Source organism: Roseovarius sp. SK2 (assembly GCF_028807495.1).
Classification (GTDB): domain Bacteria; phylum Pseudomonadota; class Alphaproteobacteria; order Rhodobacterales; family Rhodobacteraceae; genus Roseovarius; species Roseovarius confluentis.
Map to the genome: position 1 here is coordinate 270,807 of NZ_JARAMK010000004.1, position 20,348 is coordinate 291,154.

General features: G+C 59.8%; 8 protein-coding genes and 1 tRNA gene. 4 read left to right on the forward strand and 5 right to left on the reverse strand.

What is annotated here, in order from left to right:
* Positions 1-3 precede the first annotated feature (3 nt).
* From PVV74_RS10605 to PVV74_RS10615, 3 genes are all read right to left on the reverse strand, one after another.
* On the reverse strand, positions 4-2,421 hold the full coding sequence (locus PVV74_RS10605; RefSeq protein ID WP_274593144.1) for a calcium-binding protein: 2,418 nt from the start codon (positions 2,419-2,421) through the stop codon (positions 4-6).
* Complete coding sequence (locus tag PVV74_RS10610; protein ID WP_274593145.1) at positions 2,418-4,235, reverse strand: type I secretion system permease/ATPase; 1,818 nt, start codon at positions 4,233-4,235, stop codon at positions 2,418-2,420. Before PVV74_RS10610 ends, PVV74_RS10605 begins: the two co-directional genes overlap by 4 nt.
* 91 nt (positions 4,236-4,326) lie before the next feature.
* A complete protein-coding gene (locus PVV74_RS10615) occupies positions 4,327-13,407 on the reverse strand; it encodes a peroxidase family protein (protein WP_274593146.1) in 9,081 nt (3,026 codons plus the stop codon).
* A 440-nt stretch (positions 13,408-13,847) separates the two neighbouring features.
* Between PVV74_RS10615 and PVV74_RS10620 the strand changes: the two genes are divergently transcribed.
* Complete coding sequence (locus PVV74_RS10620; protein ID WP_274593147.1) at positions 13,848-15,257, forward strand: sensor histidine kinase; 1,410 nt, start codon at positions 13,848-13,850, stop codon at positions 15,255-15,257.
* Here the strand turns inward: PVV74_RS10620 and PVV74_RS10625 are convergent.
* Positions 15,250-15,921, reverse strand: coding sequence for a response regulator (locus PVV74_RS10625; RefSeq protein WP_274593148.1), 672 nt, complete (start codon positions 15,919-15,921; stop codon positions 15,250-15,252). The two genes, PVV74_RS10620 and PVV74_RS10625, sit on opposite strands and share 8 nt — an antisense overlap.
* 792 nt (positions 15,922-16,713) lie before the next feature.
* Positions 16,714-16,790: transfer RNA gene (locus tag PVV74_RS10630), tRNA-Met, on the reverse strand.
* Positions 16,791-16,891: 101 nt separating this feature from the next.
* Here PVV74_RS10630 and PVV74_RS10635 point away from each other — a divergent pair.
* From PVV74_RS10635 to PVV74_RS10645, 3 genes are all read left to right on the forward strand, one after another.
* Positions 16,892-18,325: an FAD-binding oxidoreductase gene (locus tag PVV74_RS10635; RefSeq protein WP_274593149.1), complete on the forward strand. Its 1,434-nt coding sequence runs from the start codon at positions 16,892-16,894 to the stop codon at positions 18,323-18,325.
* Between the two features lie 444 nt (positions 18,326-18,769).
* Positions 18,770-20,155: an ammonium transporter gene (locus PVV74_RS10640; protein ID WP_103763154.1), complete on the forward strand. Its 1,386-nt coding sequence runs from the start codon at positions 18,770-18,772 to the stop codon at positions 20,153-20,155.
* A 15-nt stretch (positions 20,156-20,170) separates the two neighbouring features.
* Positions 20,171-20,341: a hypothetical protein gene (locus tag PVV74_RS10645; RefSeq protein ID WP_170067187.1), complete on the forward strand. Its 171-nt coding sequence runs from the start codon at positions 20,171-20,173 to the stop codon at positions 20,339-20,341.
* Positions 20,342-20,348: the final 7 nt, after the last annotated feature.

The window sequence follows — 20,348 nt, forward strand, 5'->3', positions numbered from 1 at the left end:
ACTTTAACAGCCTTGTTCGACTATCAGAATCTGGTCTGTTTCAATTGTCAGTTCAAAGTCGACAATCCGGTCCCGGTCGAGGTCGACTTCGATAATCGTTCTGCGATACGTGTCAGTCCAATCGTGGCGAAAGGTCAGTTGAGGTTCAGCTGCGTTGACCTCTTCGGCGTAATCTTCCAGATCTTCCTCTATGCGCTCTTCCAGCGATCTCTGTGCTTGGCGGATCTCTCTGTGACTTGCACCCGAACCGATCCAAATGCGGTCGTCGTCATCGAAATCCGTGATCATGTAGGACGATGGCATAGAAGAGACCGTGTCGCCCTGCTGGAACTCATACGTGTCGGCACCACCGTTCCCGGACATGACGGCGTGCCCCTCACCGGCGACGAAATGGTCGCCAAAATTGCTACCCCTGTAATGCTCGAAGTCGTCAAAGCTGTCTTCGCCGACACTGTCGCCAGAAGCTTTTTTCACGATCAGGTCAAACTCGACTGCTTCGCTTGCCCCGGAATAATCCAATTGGTCATGACCATCGCCACCAAGGTAGGTGTCGTCGGCGTCATCATCGTCGGCGATCACCCGGTCATTGCCGGCCCCACCCTCGACGGTATCGGCCCCGTCACCACCGATCAGGATGTCATCGCCGTCGCCTCCGACAAGGCTGTCTTGGCCGTCCTCGCCCGACAGGACGTCATCACCGACGCCGCCATCAAGCCGGTCGGCACCTTCCCCGCCGAACAACACGTCATCCCCAGCGTCCCCAGAAATATCGTCGTCGCCGGCTTCGCCAAGGATCAGATCGTCGCCGTCCTCGCCGGAAAGCAGGTCATCGTCGGCGCCGCCCGAAACCACGTCGTCACCCGCGCCGGCCAGTACGGTATCCTGCCCGGTGCCGCCAAGAATCTCGTCATGGCCATCGCCGCCGTGGATCTCATCATCCCCGGCATCGCCATGGATCTCGTCGTCGCCGTCATCGCCGGAAAGCAGATCATCGTCAGCGCCGCCCGAAACCACGTCGTCGCCCGCGCCGGCCAGTACGGTATCCTGCCCCATGCCGCCAATAATCTCGTCATGGCCATCGCCGCCGTGGATCTCATCATCCCCGGCGTCGCCATGGATCTCGTCGTCGCCGTCATCGCCGGAAAGCAGGTCATCGTCGGCGCCGCCCGAAACCACGTCGTCCCCCGCGCCGGCCAGTACGGTATCCTGCCCCATGCCGCCAATAATCTCGTCATGGCCATCGCCGCCGTGGATCTCATCATCCCCGGCATCGCCATGGATTTCGTCGTCACCGTCCTCGCCATAAAGATGATCGTCGCCGGCGCCACCGGAAATGAAATCGTTGCCGGCACCCCCTGCGATCTGGTCGTTCCCGTCGCCCCCATACAGAAAGTCGTTTCCGTCACCCCCGGCAATCTGGTCGTCGCCAGAGCCACCATCAATCGTGTCATGCCCGCTCAGACCGATCAGATTGTCATCCGCGCCAAGCCCCGAGATGACGTCGCGACCAAGCGTACCTACGATCAGGTCATCGGCCCCGGTACCTTCTAATTCGTTCGCAACCACGTTCAGATAGGCGGTCTGCGCTATGGTTAAATCTCCGTCGGTAATCGTGTAACTAATTTCGACCTCGCCAAGATATTCCGTGTCTGCAAAATACCGCCAGCCCGCGCCGTGTGGGGCAATATGTCCGATGACACCACCATCGATCGAAACGCTCATCGCATCACCATCGGGATCGATCGTTCCGGACAGGAAATACGATAAAGAGATCGCCAGCACAGCGCCGCTACCGATATCCCCGAGTTGAACTGGACCTGTCGTGCGGGGGGCACGGTTGCGTTCCTGTTCCGTGGTGGTCTCGTCAGTGGTATCCTCCTCGGTCACGACACTGGCGTCCGGCTGCGGGCTACGAACCGCGGCTTGCGGCGAATGGCCTTCTAGTAGGTTCTTGAAGCTCTGAAACAGGCTGAACGGGGGCAGGATCGTGTTTGCAGACGCGCTGGCCAGGTTGCTTACAAATAGCGAGCCGGAAGCGGGCTCGAGAAACATACTCACAAACCGGCCTTCAATCTCAGGATAAGGATGGACAGTGTCGGCTTCGCTTTCGTCGGATGCGTGCGCCTCGGCAGCGGGTTCGCCTTCTTCCTCCGCCGTCTTGGCCACCCCCACCTTGGAAGACTTGAGGTTTGATGCATTTTCCTCATCTGGATCAGTCACAGGCGTTTCCTCGCCGGGTGACTGGGCGGCTACCGGATCAGCCCACAAGAACGAACGCAGGTAGGGTCCCAGACCAAGCAGGCCACCAACCCAACCACTTAGCAGCTTGACCTGGTTGTTGGCCGGTAGTTCCAGACCCATCGGGTCGAACTTTTCCGGTGGTTCCTCTTTGCTTGAACGAAAGCCTTTTACGTCAATCATGACCGGCCTCCTCTACTGGCCTCGCGAACATGCTCTCGCACTTCGCAGCCATCCTGATTCTGCGCCGGTTTCGGTTCTGCTTTCGCGGCAGGAGCGGTCTTCACAGACCTTTTCTTCTGCGCATCGGGAACGGGTTTCGGATTTAGTATTTCCTCTCGGGACCCGAAAGCAGTCAGCTTGCCACCTTGGACAACGCCGATCAGATCGCATGCCTGAAGTGCGGAGGGACGATGCGCGATCAGCACAACAATTCCGCCGCGGCTTTTCACGCCCTCGATTGCGGCGATGAGGGCCGCCTCGCCTTCAGGGTCCAGATGCGCATTTGGCTCGTCCAACACGACAAGGAACGGCGACTTGTACAACGCACGTGCAAGCCCCAGACGCTGACGTTGTCCACCCGAAATCGATGTGCCCATCGGCCCAAGGTAGGTACGGTAGCCTTCCGGCATCCGGACGATCATCTCATGTACGTTGGCGGCTTTCGCAGCTGCCACTATATGCGCGGCCTCCGGCGCTTCATCGAGACGCGCGATGTTGTCCTCTACAGTCGCGTCCAGCAGCGCCACATCTTGCGGCATGTATCCGACAAAAGCGCCCCGATCATCATCGCTCCATTGCGTAAGCTCCGCACTGTCCAGCCGCACCGACCCTCGCAAGGGTGACCAGATGCCAGTCAAGACGCGCGCCAGCGTCGTCTTTCCGCCTCCGCTGGGTCCAATAATGCCGATGGCCTGTCCGGCCTCCGCTTCGAACGATATGTCGCTCAACAACACCATGCCGGTCGCCGGAGCCGCAACGGTTACGCCTTCCAGCTTCAGGTTGTACTTCGGAGCTGGCAGCGACATCGGCTTGGGTTCGCCTTCAAGGACGTCGATCGTTTTGCGCAGCCGTTTCCACGCAGTGCGTGCGGATTCCATGTTCTTGGCATTTCCGATTGCAAGATCGATCGGTGCCATGGCACGGGCTGCCGCAATAGTCGCCGCAATGATCGCACCAGCCGAAAGCTCACCCATGATCGTCAGAAAGGCGGCAAGCCCGAGAATCGAAGATTGCAGTAACATCCGAAGCACACGCGAAATCGCACTGTAGGTCCCCGAGATGTCGGTGGTGCGGGTCTGAAGCTCGAGATGTCGGTCATTCGCAGCCGAGAAGCGTGCAACCGCGCGAGAGGCGAAGCCCATAGCTTTCAACACCTCGCCATTGCGCGCGTTCGAGTCCGCAATCGCATTGCGTTCGATCGTCGCCGCGACCGTCGAGTTGCTCCAACTGCGTGTCCGCAGTTCGGCCGCTATCGCGAGCGAGGTCAGAACAAAGGCGCCAGCGATAGTCAGTGCGCCAAGATAAGGGTGCAGGAAATAAACGAACGCCAGGAAAACCGGCATCCACGGCAGGTCGAACAAGGCAATCGGTCCTTGGGATCCGAAAAACCCTCGCACCGTGTCCACGTCCCGGCCGCGTTCCAGCGCCTCGGACGTGGAATAGCCATGCCGTGGCATATCGATGACCAGCTGATGCGCCATGGGTGCAAGCCTGCGATCCAGCCTGGCGCCCATACGGACAAGGATCTGCGAGCGCAGAATGTCGAACACGCCCTGAAACAGGTACAACCCGATAGCCAGGGCCGAAATGGCAAGCAGCGTCGGAACACTACCGCTTACCAGGGCACGGTCGTAGATCTGAAGCATGTAAAAGGCACCGGTCAGTGCCAGGATATTGATTACGCCGGAAAGGATGAGCAGAAAAACAAACAGGCCCTTGACGCTTCCCAGCGCCTTGAAGGCTGCATTACCGGGCTTTTTCTTCGGCTGTGCCATAATGAATTCTCGCAACTTGAAATGATCGGGTCCGGGCGGGTCGGTCCGGGCAGGTACACAGCCTGTCCGGACCGGTTTTCGTAATTACCCGTCAGAGTTGGAAGTCATCCTGGTTCAGCTCATGACGTCCCCGGATGTTGATGCTGAAGTCAGCACCGTCATCGCCATCGATATTGCCCTGGACCACGGTCATCTCGCCGTCCGCACCTGTTTCGTGCGTTACGAGAAGCTGACCACTGCCGGTAAAGGCGCCGGACACGAGAGAGAACGTTCCGTTGCCCATGCCCGAGCCGTTGGCATCGATCTGCGAAAGGTCGATCTTGTCACCGGGTTCGAACGACAGGATCGTATCGCCATCGGCGTCCGACGCAGACAGGAAGCGATAGACATCGTTGCCGACCCCACCATCCATTTCGTTCTGCGCGCTGCCGGCAGTGATCACGTCGTCGCCGGAACCTCCAAGAAAGTTCTCGATACTCCAGAGCACGTCATTACCGGATTGATCACTGGAGGCATGACCGCGTACCCCCGGGCCGCTTCCGAGGTCAACCGTCGCGTCCGCCGTGATCTGGGACATGTCCAGGGTATCCGTCCCGGAGTCGGCACCGACGTCGTCACCGTAGTAGACATCATCGCCGTCGCCCTGGGTTGCCTGGAACATATCGTTTCCGTCGCCGCCAACGACAAAGTCGTTGCCGCTTCCGCCCTGGATGAAGTCGTCTTCACCCTCCCCGAAGAGCTTGTCATTGCCTTCGTCACCGAAGACCATGTCGCGACCGCCACCAGCGAGCACATTGTCATTGCCATCACCGGCAAAGATCATGTCGCGTCCACCCAGTCCGAGGATGTTGTCGCCTTCGTCGCCACCGAAAAGGGTGTCTCCGGCAGCGGTTCCGATGATATCACCTGATGCCGCAAGCGGCGGGGCGCCTACATCATCATCGTCATCCCCGGCCTCATCGTCGTCATCGTCATCACCGACGTCGTCATCTTCATCATCGTCGTCACCGGCATTGTCGTCGTCACCGCCGTTGTCGTCGTCACCGGAGTTGTTGTCATCATCACCGGCATTGTCGTCGTCATCGTCGGCGTTGTCGTCATCATTGCCGTTGTCTTCGTCGTCAACCGCAGCATCGAACAGGCTGTTGTCGATATCCGTAAGGCTCGTGTTGCGCGCGACAATGTTGGCGAATGTCGTATCTTCGCCGAAGGCATCGTAGAAGTCGAAGTCGTCAAACCGGTCAAGGTAGTAGAACCGGTCGCCCTCTTGAAGACGGTCAAGCTGTTCGTGCAGCACGACGCAGAAGGTCTGACCCACCATGCCACCGTTGATATGCTTCTCGGCAAGGCCGCCGGTCCACATATCCACCCGGTCGATCCCCTTGACGATCTTCGCACCGTTCGCCCCATCCATCAGTACGATATCCGGGTTCACCGCAACGAAAGCAGCGATCTTCTCGGGCGTATCCAGCACCAGGTCAGGATAGGCCTCCATAAGATCCTCGATCATCTCGTCGCTCAAATCGTTACGCGCCTGGAAGTCGGCCCAGCTGTCATAAGGTGACAGGTCTCCGGCCAGCCCCACCGCTTCGCTGACATACTTGTCCATCGAAGCCGCAAGCTGAGCGCGTACCTGGTTCAGCGTCCCAAGACCGACATCCCAACCGCGTGCCACGTTGAACGAGAACAGGTCCGCGTTGATCCGAACAAGGTCAGACCGGATCGCCTCCACGATCTTGAGGTCCACCTCTTCCGCCATCTGCGTGGAAGTCCCGCCAACGATCGATGAGACACCGAACTGGCTGTAACCCGGTTGCGGCACATATCCCGGAGGAAGCGGCCCCGTGAATACCGACGCATCATTGCTCGGGTTGAGGAAGGCATCGTACAGCGGCACCTGGATCGGCTCGCCATCGGGTCCCGTGACCTGAAGGTTCTCCCCGACCAACGAGTGGCCGAAGCGGTACGCCGCGGCTGCGAACTCGTGGCTGATCCGGGCGTCCGCTTCGGGATTGTAGCCGTCCCAGCCATGCGTTCCGAAGTCGCCGTCAGGGTCGCGCAGACCACCAAGCAGCTTGTCCGCGAACTCCTGGAAGACCACCCGCGCATAGTCGCTCTCGTTGATCATCTTGGCGGCCTGGAAGATCTCCTCGGCGGAACCTTCATAGCCCTGAGCCATCAGGTTCTCGACATGGAAGTTGTGGTTCCGCGCCCAGATCGTGTGGACCGATGTCAGTGCAATATTCTCGTTCGCACGGCCATCGCCAGCGACCCGGTGATCAAGCAGGTTGATGTACGGGTTTGTATCCAGCAGCAGCGGTTGACCGGAACCCAGGAAGTTCGATGCAAGTGCTTGCACCCCTGCCGCGTCGATCTCGCCGGTGGTGTCGTCCACCAGATCCGGCATCATGTCGCGAAGCGTTGCAGCTCCCCCCGGCAGACCCGCATCCTCAAAGATCGTTTCGGCCGCCCAGTGATGCTCGATCAGGTCACGCAGCGTCGGAAGCAGGGTGAATGCCGGATCCGACGGATCGGCCTCGCCTCCCAGAAGACGCATGCCAAACCCTTGTGCTCCATCACTTTCGCGCAGGAACTGACCAACCAACTCGTGGCTACCATAAGCCTGGTTCTGATCGACATAAGGCGACGTGTTGTTGATGTGCTGCGGCACGCCGTTTTCGTCATACCCCGAGACGGCTGCCCGCGTCAGGTCGGCAGGGTTGTCGGATGTCGGGCTGCGTTCCGCCCCCGGTCCGCCGATCTCGATCGTGCCAAAGGCAGGGTCCTTCCCGATAAAATCGAGCCCGTGGTCGAAATACTGACCGAAGGCCATGAACAGCGTGCTCGCATTCATCGCGTTGGTTGGCGTACCCGCCTCTTGCTGCCCGAGGATGTTGGAAATATCCCGCGCATCCAGACCGTCGAAGATCGGGTTGATCGCCCGGTTTCCGTTTTCGTCCGGCTCGCCATAGCGGGCTTCGGTCAAGCGGATGAAAGGTTCGTTCGCCGCGCCGTATTCAGGATTGTCCTCATTGTTGCCGGCGCCGCTCAGTGTTCTGACTCCGGCAGCACCTTCAGTGTCGTCATCGCCCTCGAATGCCGGGTCGCCATTGACGAGGTTCTTCAGGCCCTCAAGGTCTCGCGCACTGAGAGCGAAAGAGCCGTCGGCCACATCGTCATCAAGCTCCATGTCGCTTCCGATGGCCGGCATCCCTGACGCACCATCGAAGGTAACGCTCGATCCGCCACGGCTGACAGTGACCATGCCGTTGCTGTCGGTGATGACCTCTGGGTCGCCGATGCCAGGCAGCTCGATCACGTCCTGCGGGCGCAGGGCGCCGATGATCGTATCGTTGCCGCCTTCGCCGCGGAACACGATCCGGTGTCCCGATGTCAGCGCCGTGATGTCGATCGTATCGTCGCCGGAAGTGCCGTTGACGGTGATCGTGCTGAAGTTGAGGCTCGTCGGGTCGAAATTGCCAACAATGTTGACCGTATCGCCACCTACAGCGCCGCCATCGGGCACTCCGTTTCCGTTGTTGGCCGACACGTTCAGCGTATCGATCTCGATTTCCTCGATGTTGTCGAGCTCCGCCACGATGGTGGTGGTCGCACCGACAGTGCGGGTGATGACGATCTCGGTCGAGGCCTGGATGACCGTACCAAGGCTTGCCGCGAGACCCGCATTCTGGCCGCCCGACATGGCGTAGACGGTGAAGGTTTCAGCTTCGGCATTGCCCTGCACGCGATAGGTGTCCGTGCCACCGCCGCCATCGACCACGTCGCGTCCGTCGGTCGATGCCTGGATGATGGTATCGGTGCCGCCACCGGCAAGGATAATGTCGTTGTCCGCCCCGCCGTTCAACACGTCGTTGCCGCCGCCGCCGTCGAGCAGGTCGAAGCCGGCACCGCCGTTCAGCACGTCGTTGCCGCCGTTTCCGTACAGGAGGTCGTCGCCGCCATTGCCGTTGAGAGTGTCATTACCGCCGAAAGTACCAAAGATGCCCAAGTTAATTGGTGTCACGCCGTTCAGCACGTCGTTTCCGTCACCGCCGTCCAGCGTGTTATTTTGGAACGGTGCGCCATTCAGCGTCACGCCGGGGTTCTCTTCCACCGCGAGGGTCGGTTCGGAATAGACGGTTTCGAGCGTGCCGCCGCCGTCGACGAAGCTCACCTCGACCCTCAGTTGGCGACCGATCTCGCTGATGTCGCCGAAAAACTCCTGAATGGGGTTCGGATCGTTCGGTGTGAACGTCGCTTCATCCGCACCGGGGATATCGGTCCAGACACCATCGTTGAGATACTGCCACTGGTAGTTGAACGTACCCAGGCCATTTGCGTCCGCGATGCCGCTCACATCCACCGTCAGCAGCTGCCCCTCGACCGGAGACACCTGGCCATTGGTCGGCGTCGGGTCATTGATCACGGGCATGCCTGTCGCCGGCTGTGGAGCCAGGATATCGCCATCGGCAAAGCGCAACACCTCGATGTTGTGCAGGGTGTCCGTGCCGTCATCGATCAGGATGTCGGGATTGGTGCCGAACCCGGTGTGTTCAACGCGGATCACGCCGTCGCCCAGATCGGTGATCGTGTACTGATCCCGGTTGTCGTTGAAGACCGCGACGTCGATGTCGCCTTCTTGTCCACCATCCAGGATTTCGCGCTGGATATGCATCTGGCCGGGCGCAATCGTACGCGAAACCAGCAATTCGAACATGCTCTGACCGACCCAGTCGGGATCCACCCCGTCTTCCTCAGTAAAGACGTGTGTCAGGCTGTCGACCGTGGCGATTTCGTTTCCGGCCGTGTTTTCATCGTTCGGATCACCGGTAATCCGGATCCGGACGTTGAGCCAGCGGTCGCCATCTATGATGTCGTCGCCTCCGTTGCCGGTGATAAGGTCCGACCCTCCGCCGCCCAACAGGATGTTGCCCTCTTCCCAGAACTCCTCTCCGTTGAGGATCTCGACCAGCTCCGCCAGCCCTTCGATCCTGTCGATGCCTTCCTGGTTCAGACCATCGTTGAACAACTCGTTTTCGTTGCCTTCTCCTGCTCCGGGCGCCACGCGATCGTCCCCTATCAGCGTGTCGTCCATGTCCCAGCCGGACAGGCCTTCGACCTTGTCGAAACGATTGCGCAGAATGTCCTGCTCATCGGTGGTGAAGATCTTGATGCGCATGTCGGCATACGCGTCGGTCTCCACCCCTTTGAACGAGACCCAGTCGAAACCGAACATGCCTTCGTTACGCATCACGCTCTCGCCCTGAACCATGATGTCGTCGCCGGATTCAGCGTCGAAATCATGTTCATCCGAGCCCGCGAACATCACGTCATGGCCGATGATCTTGCTGTTGAAGAACAGTTCGGAGTTGTCGCCGGCCGTCACGTCGAAACCGCCACCGGCCTCCATCCAGTCGTCACCTTCGTTGCCCAGCAGGAAATCGGCGCCATCGCCGCCCAGAATAAAGTCGTCACCGGTTCCACCGAAGACTTCGGAGGCATCGACGCCGAGGAAGATGGCATCCTTGCCGCCACCGCCCATGAGCACGTCTGCACCGTTTGCAGACCCCATGACGTCGTCACCGCCTTCACCCTTGAGGAAGTCCCCTTCGTCGCCATCATCCAGAATGATGTCGTTGCCGCCACCGCCGTTGACGAGGTCGACGCCAAAGCCGGACTGGATGAAGTCATCCCCGTCGTCGCCCCAGATACCGTCATCGCCATCCGACGTAATGATCGTGTCGTTGCCGTTCGTGCCGCCAACCGCAAGGTGCTCGCCACCGGTGACGCGAATGTAGTTCGTTTCAACCTCGGCAGTGGTCGGATCATCGCGGACGACCTTACCCATTCCGAGACCTTCGAGAACCGGATCGTTTCCAACCGGGTCGTCGATCAGCTGGTTGGCCTGGTTGACCTCCAGAACGAAGTCGTACTTCGCGAACGAGTCGACGCCGATATGGTGATTGATGACATCATCCTCTGTGCCACGGATACCGTCTGCACCGGGATCCGACAGGCTGGTATTGGCCAGGAGCATTTTCGAGAAGGAGTTTTCTTCGAGCTCGTTGAGGAAGTTCTGACCTTGTGTCCGGCTCAGATAGTAGAAGCGGTCGCCGTCTTGCAGCGCTTCCATCTGCGCCTCGAAGACGGCGGTGAACGTCGAACCCAGCATGCCACCAAAGGGCATGATGCGCTCTGCCAAGCCACCGACCCAGAGGTCGATGTCGTTGAGGCCGGTCGTGGCAGCATCTCCCAGCAGGAAGTTGAAGCGTTCCTGGTCCGTCATCGTATCGCTGCCGAACACAAGCTCGAACGCCGCTTCGCGTTTTTCGTCAAGCGTGGTCGCATCAAGTATCGTCTGGTGCGTCCCGTAGGCCGCAAGCAGGTTCACGATCGTGGTCGGAGTCTTGAGATTGGTCGCCAGTTCAACCCAGTTTTCATAGGGTTTCAGCCAAACGGAATTTGTCTGTTGATACAGCTCCGCCCGCGCCTCGTTGAAGGTCGGGATACCCGTGTCGCGGCCCCGTGCGATGTTGATCGCAGCGAGGTCGAGCGGCAGGCCAAGTAGGTTGCTGCGCAGGGCAGGCACGACGAACTCGTCGATCTGGCTTCCGCGTTCGGTTGTCATGCCGAGGATGACGGCCGCCGAGGCCTCGTCCGCGGTCATCGCACCGTCATTGTCGAATGCAACCGGATTGAGGAAGGCGGCGATCAGACCCATGTTGTCGGTCGTGATATCGCCGGTTTCGCTATCGACCATCACACGCGGCATGTTTTCGGTCAGCATCGAGTGGCCAAAGCGGTAGACCACGTTGGCGAACTCGGCAAAGATCGAGGGGTTGATATCCGTCACTGCGTTAAAGACGAACGGGTCGATATTCGGATGGATCTTGCGCCCGAACTCCTCGAACACCAGGTGCTGGTACTGCATTTCCGTCGCAAAGCGCCCGGCTTGGAAGAGGCGCTCACCGTCCCAGGTCAATAACGTGGGATCTGTCGGGATCTCAGCGTCCGGCGCCAGATCCTCCAGCAGCCATTCGTTGATGAAGTCGATATCGCCCGAGGCCAGGATGGTCAGCTTCTGCGCCTCCACCTGGCGGTTGTGTTCCGAGTGGAACACGTGGTGAACCGCGGTCAGGCCGATGTTCTCGTTACCGCGCCCGTCGCCGGTGATGAAGTGGCGGTCCAGTAATTCATTGTCATACTTGCCCTCCGTGCTCTCGCTGTCGGACAGGCCAATCGCGTCGTCGTTGTCGGCAACCTTCAGCATGCCGGTTTGCGAGTCGAACGGGTTCGCCGCATGCGCGATATCGTCAAGGAACGCGTGTCCGATCCGAACCGCGCCGGTTCCGCCCGCCGTGAACGTGTTCACCGGGTTGTCCAGATCGCCTTCGACAACGTCGTCGTCAGCCGTGTTCGGAATACCGTCCGGGCCAATACCGGTCACGATGAGCGGCAGCCCATTCGGCCCGCGCACGAACTCGCCATAGGCGTCCGTCCGCAGCAGCGGAATGTTGAGAACGTCGCCATCGGTCAGCTCGATCCCGAGCATGTCGCGCGCCTGCGCCTTGATTTCCGCCCAGGTCGGCAGGCCGCCGTTCGCACCGTCCAGAAGGTGGCCGGTTGCCACCGGCTCGCCGTTTGAATCGAACGCGTATTCGCGCAGGAACACCTGGTGCGAGGCATGAGACGTATAGGTCTGGTTCTGGTCGACGAAGGGCGTCGTCGTGTTCTCGCCTTCGTGATCCGTGTCATCGGCCGTGCCCAGGATACCGTCCGGGCCGGGGCCTTCGGTCGGCGTCGACCGGGTTACCGCCATGAACCTCAGATGCGTCGGAAGGTCGTCGCCAAGGGCCTGACCCATCGCGCCGATGCCATCGTTGACGCCATTGGCCCCCACGACCAGCGGATCGTCCGGCTGAAGCGGAATGTAGATCGTCCCGTTGTCACCCTTGGTGATAAGGTCCAGCCCGTGGTCGAAGAACTGGCCGAAGAACGTCATCCAGGCGTTGAAGGGCGCGGATATGCCGTCATCGGGCGCAATGTTGGGAAGCGTTGCCAGATCGACGTTGCCAAAACGGGCCGTCAGCGAAACATTGTCCACCAACACCTGTGGAGCGCCGCCGCCATGTTCAACCTCGATGCGCAAGGTCTGACCCTCAAGGCCCGCGGGGATGGGGCCTGCCTCCAGCATCACATCTTCCCACTGCCCGTTGGCAGGCTCCGGGAATGCGACGGACGACAGAACCGTGGTCGCACCGCCTGCATCAACGGCAACAAGACGCGCGGCGCCGCCGGACCAAACCATGTCAGACCGATCGCCAACGCTCAGGCTCAGCCCATAGCTCGCACCCTCGGTCAGAACGCCAGTGTCCTGAGACAGGACTGCACCGTCTTCGAGCCAAACTACGTTCGGGCCCGAATGCCCCGCCGAAGCCGATACGCCGTCGATCGGCGCCCACAAGCCGCTCTGCCCACCGGTGACCGTCCAACCAGAGGGCGGTGTCGGCGTCCAATTGCCAAGCGCAGTCACGTGCACGCCCGGCCCGCCATTGACGATTACCTGATCCTCGAAGCTCGCATTGAGAATTTCTACGGGGTTCGGCCCTTGACCCGGACGGAGCGGGATCGCGTCTTCGCCATAGCGCTCATGGAAAGCGGCCAGTGCTGCGTCGTTGGCGAACCACGCCTCGACCGCGGCCGGGTTGTCGACGGTCTGGCTCACCACCAGGTTCGAAATGATCCGCGGGTCCGCGTCGGCTACGTTGCCGGTATGCCCACCATTCACGCTCATGTCGCCCGTCGGCGCGCCGATCACTCCGTAGTCGGTGTTCGTGACGGCCGGTCCACCCGGAGGCCCGAACGGCATCGTGTCGCCATCCATATCGTCGCGGAAATTCGGGCTGAGCATCCGGGGCATGGCCGTGTCCGCCGCGCCCCAGGTTTCCCGACCTTCGATCAGGTTGTTCAGCGTCCCATCGACAGTGCGAAGCCCTCCGGGCACGAGCGGATGCGACAACGCGAGCACGGCGCCTTCCGTTCCTTCAGGCACGACGTTGCCATCAGCATCGACGTAGATTTCCGTAAGCGGTGTGCCCGCGGCATGCGCTTCCGCGATTTTGACCTGACGAATGAAGAACTCCAGATCCGCGACATTCAGTTTGACAGCCATTTCAGATTCCCCCGCTGGGCTCGCAGCAGCATCTGCGCGAGCAATTAAATTAAATTTGTCAAAGTCTTAGGCCCCGCTCTCCCGACTGAGAAAAGCAGCGTCGCTCTGTAGAAAAAGCAGAGACCCCCAATTGCCCGATTACGGTCTCACTTCTGCCAAATTTCCGCCATGGGCAGAGGTCCGCCGTATCTCGACTGCAAAAGGCTGAAGAAAAAGTCAGACCAAGGATCGCGGAATTTTCAGACCAAAGGCCGAGACGACATGCGGACCAAAGCCCATACCGCGAAACCATCCAGTGTGATTAAGATGTTATTAATTCCCCGTTAATAATAGTTAATTTTAGGTTAGGACTAAATCGTCAGCCAGGCAGTGCAGATGGCGTTTGCGCATCTTCAAAGCGCACCGACCCGACGTGCCTGTCTGCGCCAGCAGACAAAAACATGTTCCAGAAAAAGAGCCCCACGCCGAATCGCGAACCCGAGTCGCTCCAGTCAGCCGAATCGCCGGAGGCCACGTCCAGACGGTTCATCCTCGCACCCAGCCCCCTGGCAACGGTCTTTACCTTGATCGTGCTCGTGGTCATGTTCTCGCTCGGCTCCTTCGTGATCTGCGAGTATCGCTCTCTGCAACTTCAATCGCAGGGTCGCGTTGGAAGCGCCTATATCGAGAATGTTCTTGTACCATTGGCTTTGGGAGCTCCCGAAAATAGCGAGAGGGCCGACACCGGCGCAGAACAGATATTCAGCAATGTACCTTTCGAGAAAACAGATTTCGTTATGCGTATATGGAGCCTTGACGGAAACCTTCTCCACTCGACGCTGGCCGACGACTCTCCCCAGCATCACGACGAAGATGATCTTAAAGTGGCGTCGGAAGGGGATTTCATCGTGGATCTGGAAACGTCAGGCACCATCGAAACGAATTTCCCCCTCGCCCACCCCTTTCTTGAGGTATACGCACCGATCCAAGATCCCAATACGGACAACGTGATTGCCGTCGGAGAGATATATCTGGACGCCGCGAAGATCTTGCAGGAGCGCAACTTTGTTGAGCGCATGGTTTGGGCTGCCGTAGCACTTGTGACCATTGGCATGCTTGGAATGCTTGCCTTGACGTTCAGTCAAAGCGCTCGATTGGAACTAAGGCTCGAACGCGAGCGCGAGATAACCAAGCAGAACGACCAGCTACGCCGCGACGCCAACCAGGCGCGGCTGGATGCGGCTCAAGCCAACGAACAGGTCTTGAACGTCGTCGGGGCCGAGTTGCATGACGGTCCAATTCAGATCCTCGGACTTGTCTCGCTGATGCAGGGCAAAGATGGCGACAAGGAGATGCCAGACGGAAAAAGCGCAGGCGACTTGGTCCATCAAGTCATGACGGAATTGCGATCCATTTCCGCCGGTCTGATCCTACCCGAATTGGAGGGCTTGGACACTGAAGGCGTCGTCGGGCTGGCCGTCGATCGCCACAAAGCACTTATGCCGGGCGATGTCGAAACCGATGTGGCAAAGCCGCTTGATGATCTGGATCTTGCGCGAAAGATCTGTCTCTACCGCGTCATCTGCGAAGGCCTTGGCAACGCGGTACGCCACGGCCATGGCATCCCTCCACGTGTAACGGTCCGCCAAGCAGGTTCCGCTTTGCACATCTCCATTCTCGGAGGTCATTCGAAATCCGCACGGTCAATTCGCCCGGGCACCCCTTGGCACCTCGGACTACAGGGCATGCGCCGTCGGCTCGACGCATTCGAAGGAAAAGTCGACCTGCAAATCCTGGACAACACGTCCGAGCTTCAGGTGGTTTTGCCCGTGCGATCCTCGAACGAAGAAATCGAACTGCCCCTCAGTTAAGCTGCGACGCACCGCCCAACAACTCTCCGCTGTTGTGAAGTTGCTGCGCGGCCAACACGACTTCGACCCTGTTTCGAACGTTCAGCTTCTGGATCAGTACGGACATGTAGTGCTTTACGGTCTTCTCTTGCAAAGTGAGCGCTTCGGCTATTTCACGGTTCGTACATCCCTGCAGCAAGAGACGAAGAACATCTTCCTCGCGCTTGCTGAACCTGACCCGGGGCACCAACCGCGAGCGTGCTTTCTGGCGCAGGCCGGCAATGACGGTGGCCGAAACGCTCGGCGACAGATACGTTTCGCCGACTTGCACCTGCCGGATCGCCTCGGACAGTTCATCCAGGCTGCTTCCCTTGAGCACGTAGCCGAGCACGCCGGCCTCAAGTGCTGCAATTGCCGTGTCCTTGCTACTTGACGCCGTGATGGCCACCATCTTGGTTTCAGGAAAATTGTTCGCGACCTTGACGATGGCCTGGACAACGTCGCCTGGCATGTTGAGGTCCAAGACTATTACGTCCGGTTTAATGGATTGAGCAATTTCAACAACGTCTGCCGAAGCACTTCCGGAAGCCACAACGGAAAATTCGCCTAATTCTTTGAAAAGATGACAAATCCCTGCAAGCATAATTGGATGATCGTCAACAAAAGCAACGGTAATATTGGACATGTCAGTACGCCTACTCCTAAGTGCGTATGCAAGCTATGGCCTTTGAATCAGCTTGAAAAAAACTGAACGTGGGAAACTAAGAAAATGAAAAACAACCCTATGAAATAACTGTAAACGGGTCTTAACATTTATTAATCGGCATTTCAATGCTCATGAGAATTTTAAGTATTGACATATTGTTTTTAGATCTTTTCGCAAAATTCAACTATTAGGTGTTTCGCTCATCGGCCGATAGACGCGCCAGGGAATTGAGCGAGGATAGATGGATCGGCATGCCATCTGCTCGAGCAAACGCCAACTTAAGGCCCCCAACTTGCGCAGCGTTTTTTACCTGATAATAGCGCAATTACCGCTTCGCCGAGTAGATCTTCATGAGGTCTGACCTGCCTCCGCAGATGTCCCGTTCCGATGTGGATTTGCACAACCTATTGCTGTGCTGCCCCGAACTTCAGGCTCTCGTTTCAAGTGAGTGACCATTGAGGCGGCCAGGTCCGGATGTGGTCCGTTCCAAAGAAGAAAAGTTTCTCGTTCGCTTTGCCGAACGACTGATCCAGCGCAGAGAAATTGATGGTCAGGAGATCGAGGCTATCGAAGAGGGCGTAGGAGCAATGGCTCACTGATACGCTCAGGCTCACACCTTGATACAAGAGAATCGCGCCTCCACTCGGTAGGCTGAAATATGTCATTAACGAAAGGCGGTAGAGAAACGGAAAAAGTAATGTTCGCGCGGAGAAAACACCCAGAAGAACAATGGGGGCCAAGCGGTAACAGGCTGTCATAAATTGGAAATTTTGGTAGCGGAGGAGGGACTTGAACCCCCGACACGCGGATTATGATTCCGCTGCTCTAACCACCTGAGCTACTCCGCCAAACCGTGGCGCTAGTTAAGACAGGCGTACCAAGGCGTCAAGTCCGGAATTCGCCCTTTTTCATCTTGCGGCGACCCCGCGCCGCGCTCACTCTGCACACCATGTCAACAGATGCAGACACCCTGCTTTCCGACCTTCGCAACGCCCTCGGCGCGCCCCATGTGCTGACCGGCGACGCCGCCGCGCCCTACCGGATCGACTGGATGGGGGATCGCCGACCCGAGCCACTGGCCGTTCTGCGCCCCGCCGACACCGGCCAGGTCTCCGCCATCCTGCAAGCCGCCTCGCGTCACGGCACCCCCGTCGTGCCGATCTCGGGCAACACCGGCCTCACCCACGGCACCGACGCCGGCGGCGGGCTGCTCCTGTCACTCGACCGCCTCAACACTATCCGCGAGATCCGCCCCGACGCCCGTGTCGCGGTGGTCGAGGCCGGCGTCATCCTCGCCCACCTGCACGAGGCTGCCGAAGCCCACGACCTGATCTTTCCGCTCACCTTCGGCGCACGCGGCTCGGCCATGATCGGCGGCGCGCTCTCGACAAACGCGGGGGGCTCGAACGTGGTGCGCTATGGCTCCACCCGCGGCCTCTGCCTCGGGATAGAGGCGGTCATGGCCGATGGCCGCGTGCTCGACCTGATGAGCCCCGTGCACAAGGACAATTCCGGCTACGACCTGCGCGACCTGCTGATCGGCGCCGAGGGGACGCTCGGCATCATCACCGCCGCCGTCCTTAAACTCGCGCCCAGGCCCCGTGCCTATGTCAGCGCCATGGCCGCCTGCCCCTCGATCGACGCCGCCCTCAAGCTCCTGCATCGGCTTCAGGCCGAAACCGCCAACTCGGTCGAGGCGTTCGAGCTGATGCCCGGCAACTACATAGACGCGCACCTCACGCGCCATCCCGACGCCCGTGCGCCCTTCGACGAACGCCACGACGTCAACATCTTCCTCGAACTCGGCGCCCTGTCGGCCCGCGATGCCACGCCGGACGCCAAAGGCGCCGTGCCCATGGCCACCCATCTTGAAACCGTGCTTTCGGACATGCTCGAGGCCGGCGACATCCTTGACGCCACCGTTGCCCAGAACGCCGCCCAGCGGTCCGAGATGTGGGCAAGGCGCGAGGCCGCCGCCGAGCTGACCCGCCTGCATTCCCCGGTCGTCGACAACGACATCGCCGTCCCGCTCGACCGCATGGCCGACCTGATCGAAGGGATCGAGGCCGAGACCCGCGCCATCGACCCCGGCATCCGGTTTCTGCACGTGGCCCATCTTGGCGACGGCAACCTGCATTTCTCCGGCTGGCCCTCGACCGACGACACCGAAGCGCATGCCGCCATTGTCCGCGCGGTCGAGGATGTGGCGATCTCGCTCGGCGGGTCTTTCTCGGCAGAACATGGCGTCGGGCTGTCCAAACGCCCTGCCATGGCCCGCCACAAGGACCCAGTGGCGCTCGACATCATGCGCAGCATCAAGGCCGCGCTGGACCCGCAAGGCATACTCAACCCCGGCAAGGTCCTACCGCCATCCGGGTCATGATCCGGCGCAGTACCGGCGAAGCAGCGCGCCGGCACTTTGGTACAGATCCGGTCTTTTTGATCACTTGACCACCGCTGGCCGCTTAAAATTTACGCATTTATTGGTATATTTTTGGTTCAAGCCCTGTGGGCGTCGAAAAATTTTAACGCGCAACCAAAGGTAGAAGGCATCCACCGACTTCAAACCCAGGCTGTGAGCCCCACCGCTCTGCATTCTCTGGTTTACGAAGAATTTTCATAACCTTACGCCCCACAAGGAGCCGCGCACCCGATACCGCAATGGCTCGTCCCCTCCTCCGACCCGCCCAGAAAACGCTGCCTTCCCGTCCCTTCCGCAGCCGAAAAAACGTTTGGCGGAACGCGTTGGACCCGCTTGAGTAATGGCGTCGCCGGAATCGAAGCGTACGGGACTGCGCACTCCGGCCAACACGGAGGTAAAAGAAAAATGGAAGAACAACTCGCGGAACTTGCGGCCCAGGTGGCCGCGATGGAGGCGAAGGGGAACATGACCAACACCATGTTCGCGGAGACGTACTATTACCTCTCCATCCCCCTCATGATCATCATCCACGCAGGCTTCCTTGCCTATGAAATGGGGGCATCGCGCGCCAAGAACGCGTTGTCGTCGGGGGTCAAGAACATCCTCGCCTTCGCGTTCGTCATACCGGCCTTCTATTTCTTCGGCTGGTGGGTTTACTGGGGTTTCCCCACGGGCTTCTCGCTCTCCGAAGGGCCCAACGGGATCTCCGGCGCGGGCTATGCCAACGCCATCGCCTTCCCTTGGGGAGAGTCGGCAGCCTACATGGGCCCCAACACCGAAGACCAGATCGACGGCGTCTTCTGGGGCGCCTTCACGCTCTTTGCCGCTACCACCGCCTCTATCATGTCCGGCGCCGTGATCGAACGGATCCAGACCGTGGGCTTCGTCATCCTCGCCATCATCCTCGGCGGCTTCAGCTGGACGCTCGCGGCGGCCTGGGGCTGGCACGCGGATGGCTGGCTGGTACAGGACTGGGGCGTGCATGACTTCGGCGCAGCGGGGCTTGTCCACGCGGTCGCGGCCTTCTTCGCGCTCGGCGTTCTGATCAACCTCGGCCCGCGCATCGGCAAGTTCAATCCCGACGGCACGGCCAACAACCTTGCCGGCCACAACATGCCCTTCACGGCCACGGGCCTCATGCTCATCGTCGTCGGCTTCTGGGGCTTCCTGATGGCCTGCCTGGTCGTCGGTGGCGAGGCTTGGTCCTGGGGTGCAAACTTCACCACGATCTACGGCACGCCCACCAATCTTGGCGCACTGACCTTCAACATCCTGATGGGGGTGTCCGGCGGCATCATCGGCGCATGGCTGTTCACCCGCGATCCGTTCTGGATGATGTCCGGCGCGCTGGCGGGCCTCATCTCGGTGGCCTCGGGTCTCGACATCTACTTCCCGTCGCTGACCTTCATCATCGCCATCTGCGCGGGCATCATGCTGAAACCCGCCGCCACGATCCTAGAAAACATGGGGATCGACGACGCCGTGGGCGCGGTCACCGTGCACGGAACGATGGGCGTCTTCGGCATGCTGATGCTGGGCATCTTCGCCAGCGGTTACCCCGCCCTCACCGGCGAAGGCGCACCGACGGTCAGCTTTATGGGCCAGCTTGTCGGCATCGTCGTCTTCGTGGTGATCGGGTTCAGCACCGGCTATGTCAGCTCTCTCATCCTGAAAATGGTGGGGATGCTGCGCGTGCCCGAGGCGGCCGAAATCGCGGGTCTGGACACGGTCAAGGTACCGGCACAGGCCTATCCCGAAGGCATCATGGCGTCGCCCCCGGCGTCGCAGTAACGAAAGGAAAGAACCATGGGATTTCCCTTTGAAAACGCATCCTGGGACGGTGTCAGCGGCGTGATCTTCGTCGGCGGTGCTGGTGGCCACACGCTGGTCTACAGCCTGATCGCCATCGGCATCTGCATCGCCGCCCTGCTCTTTGGCAACGGCATCGAGTCGACCAAGTACAAGAAGCACAAGTAAGCCTCGG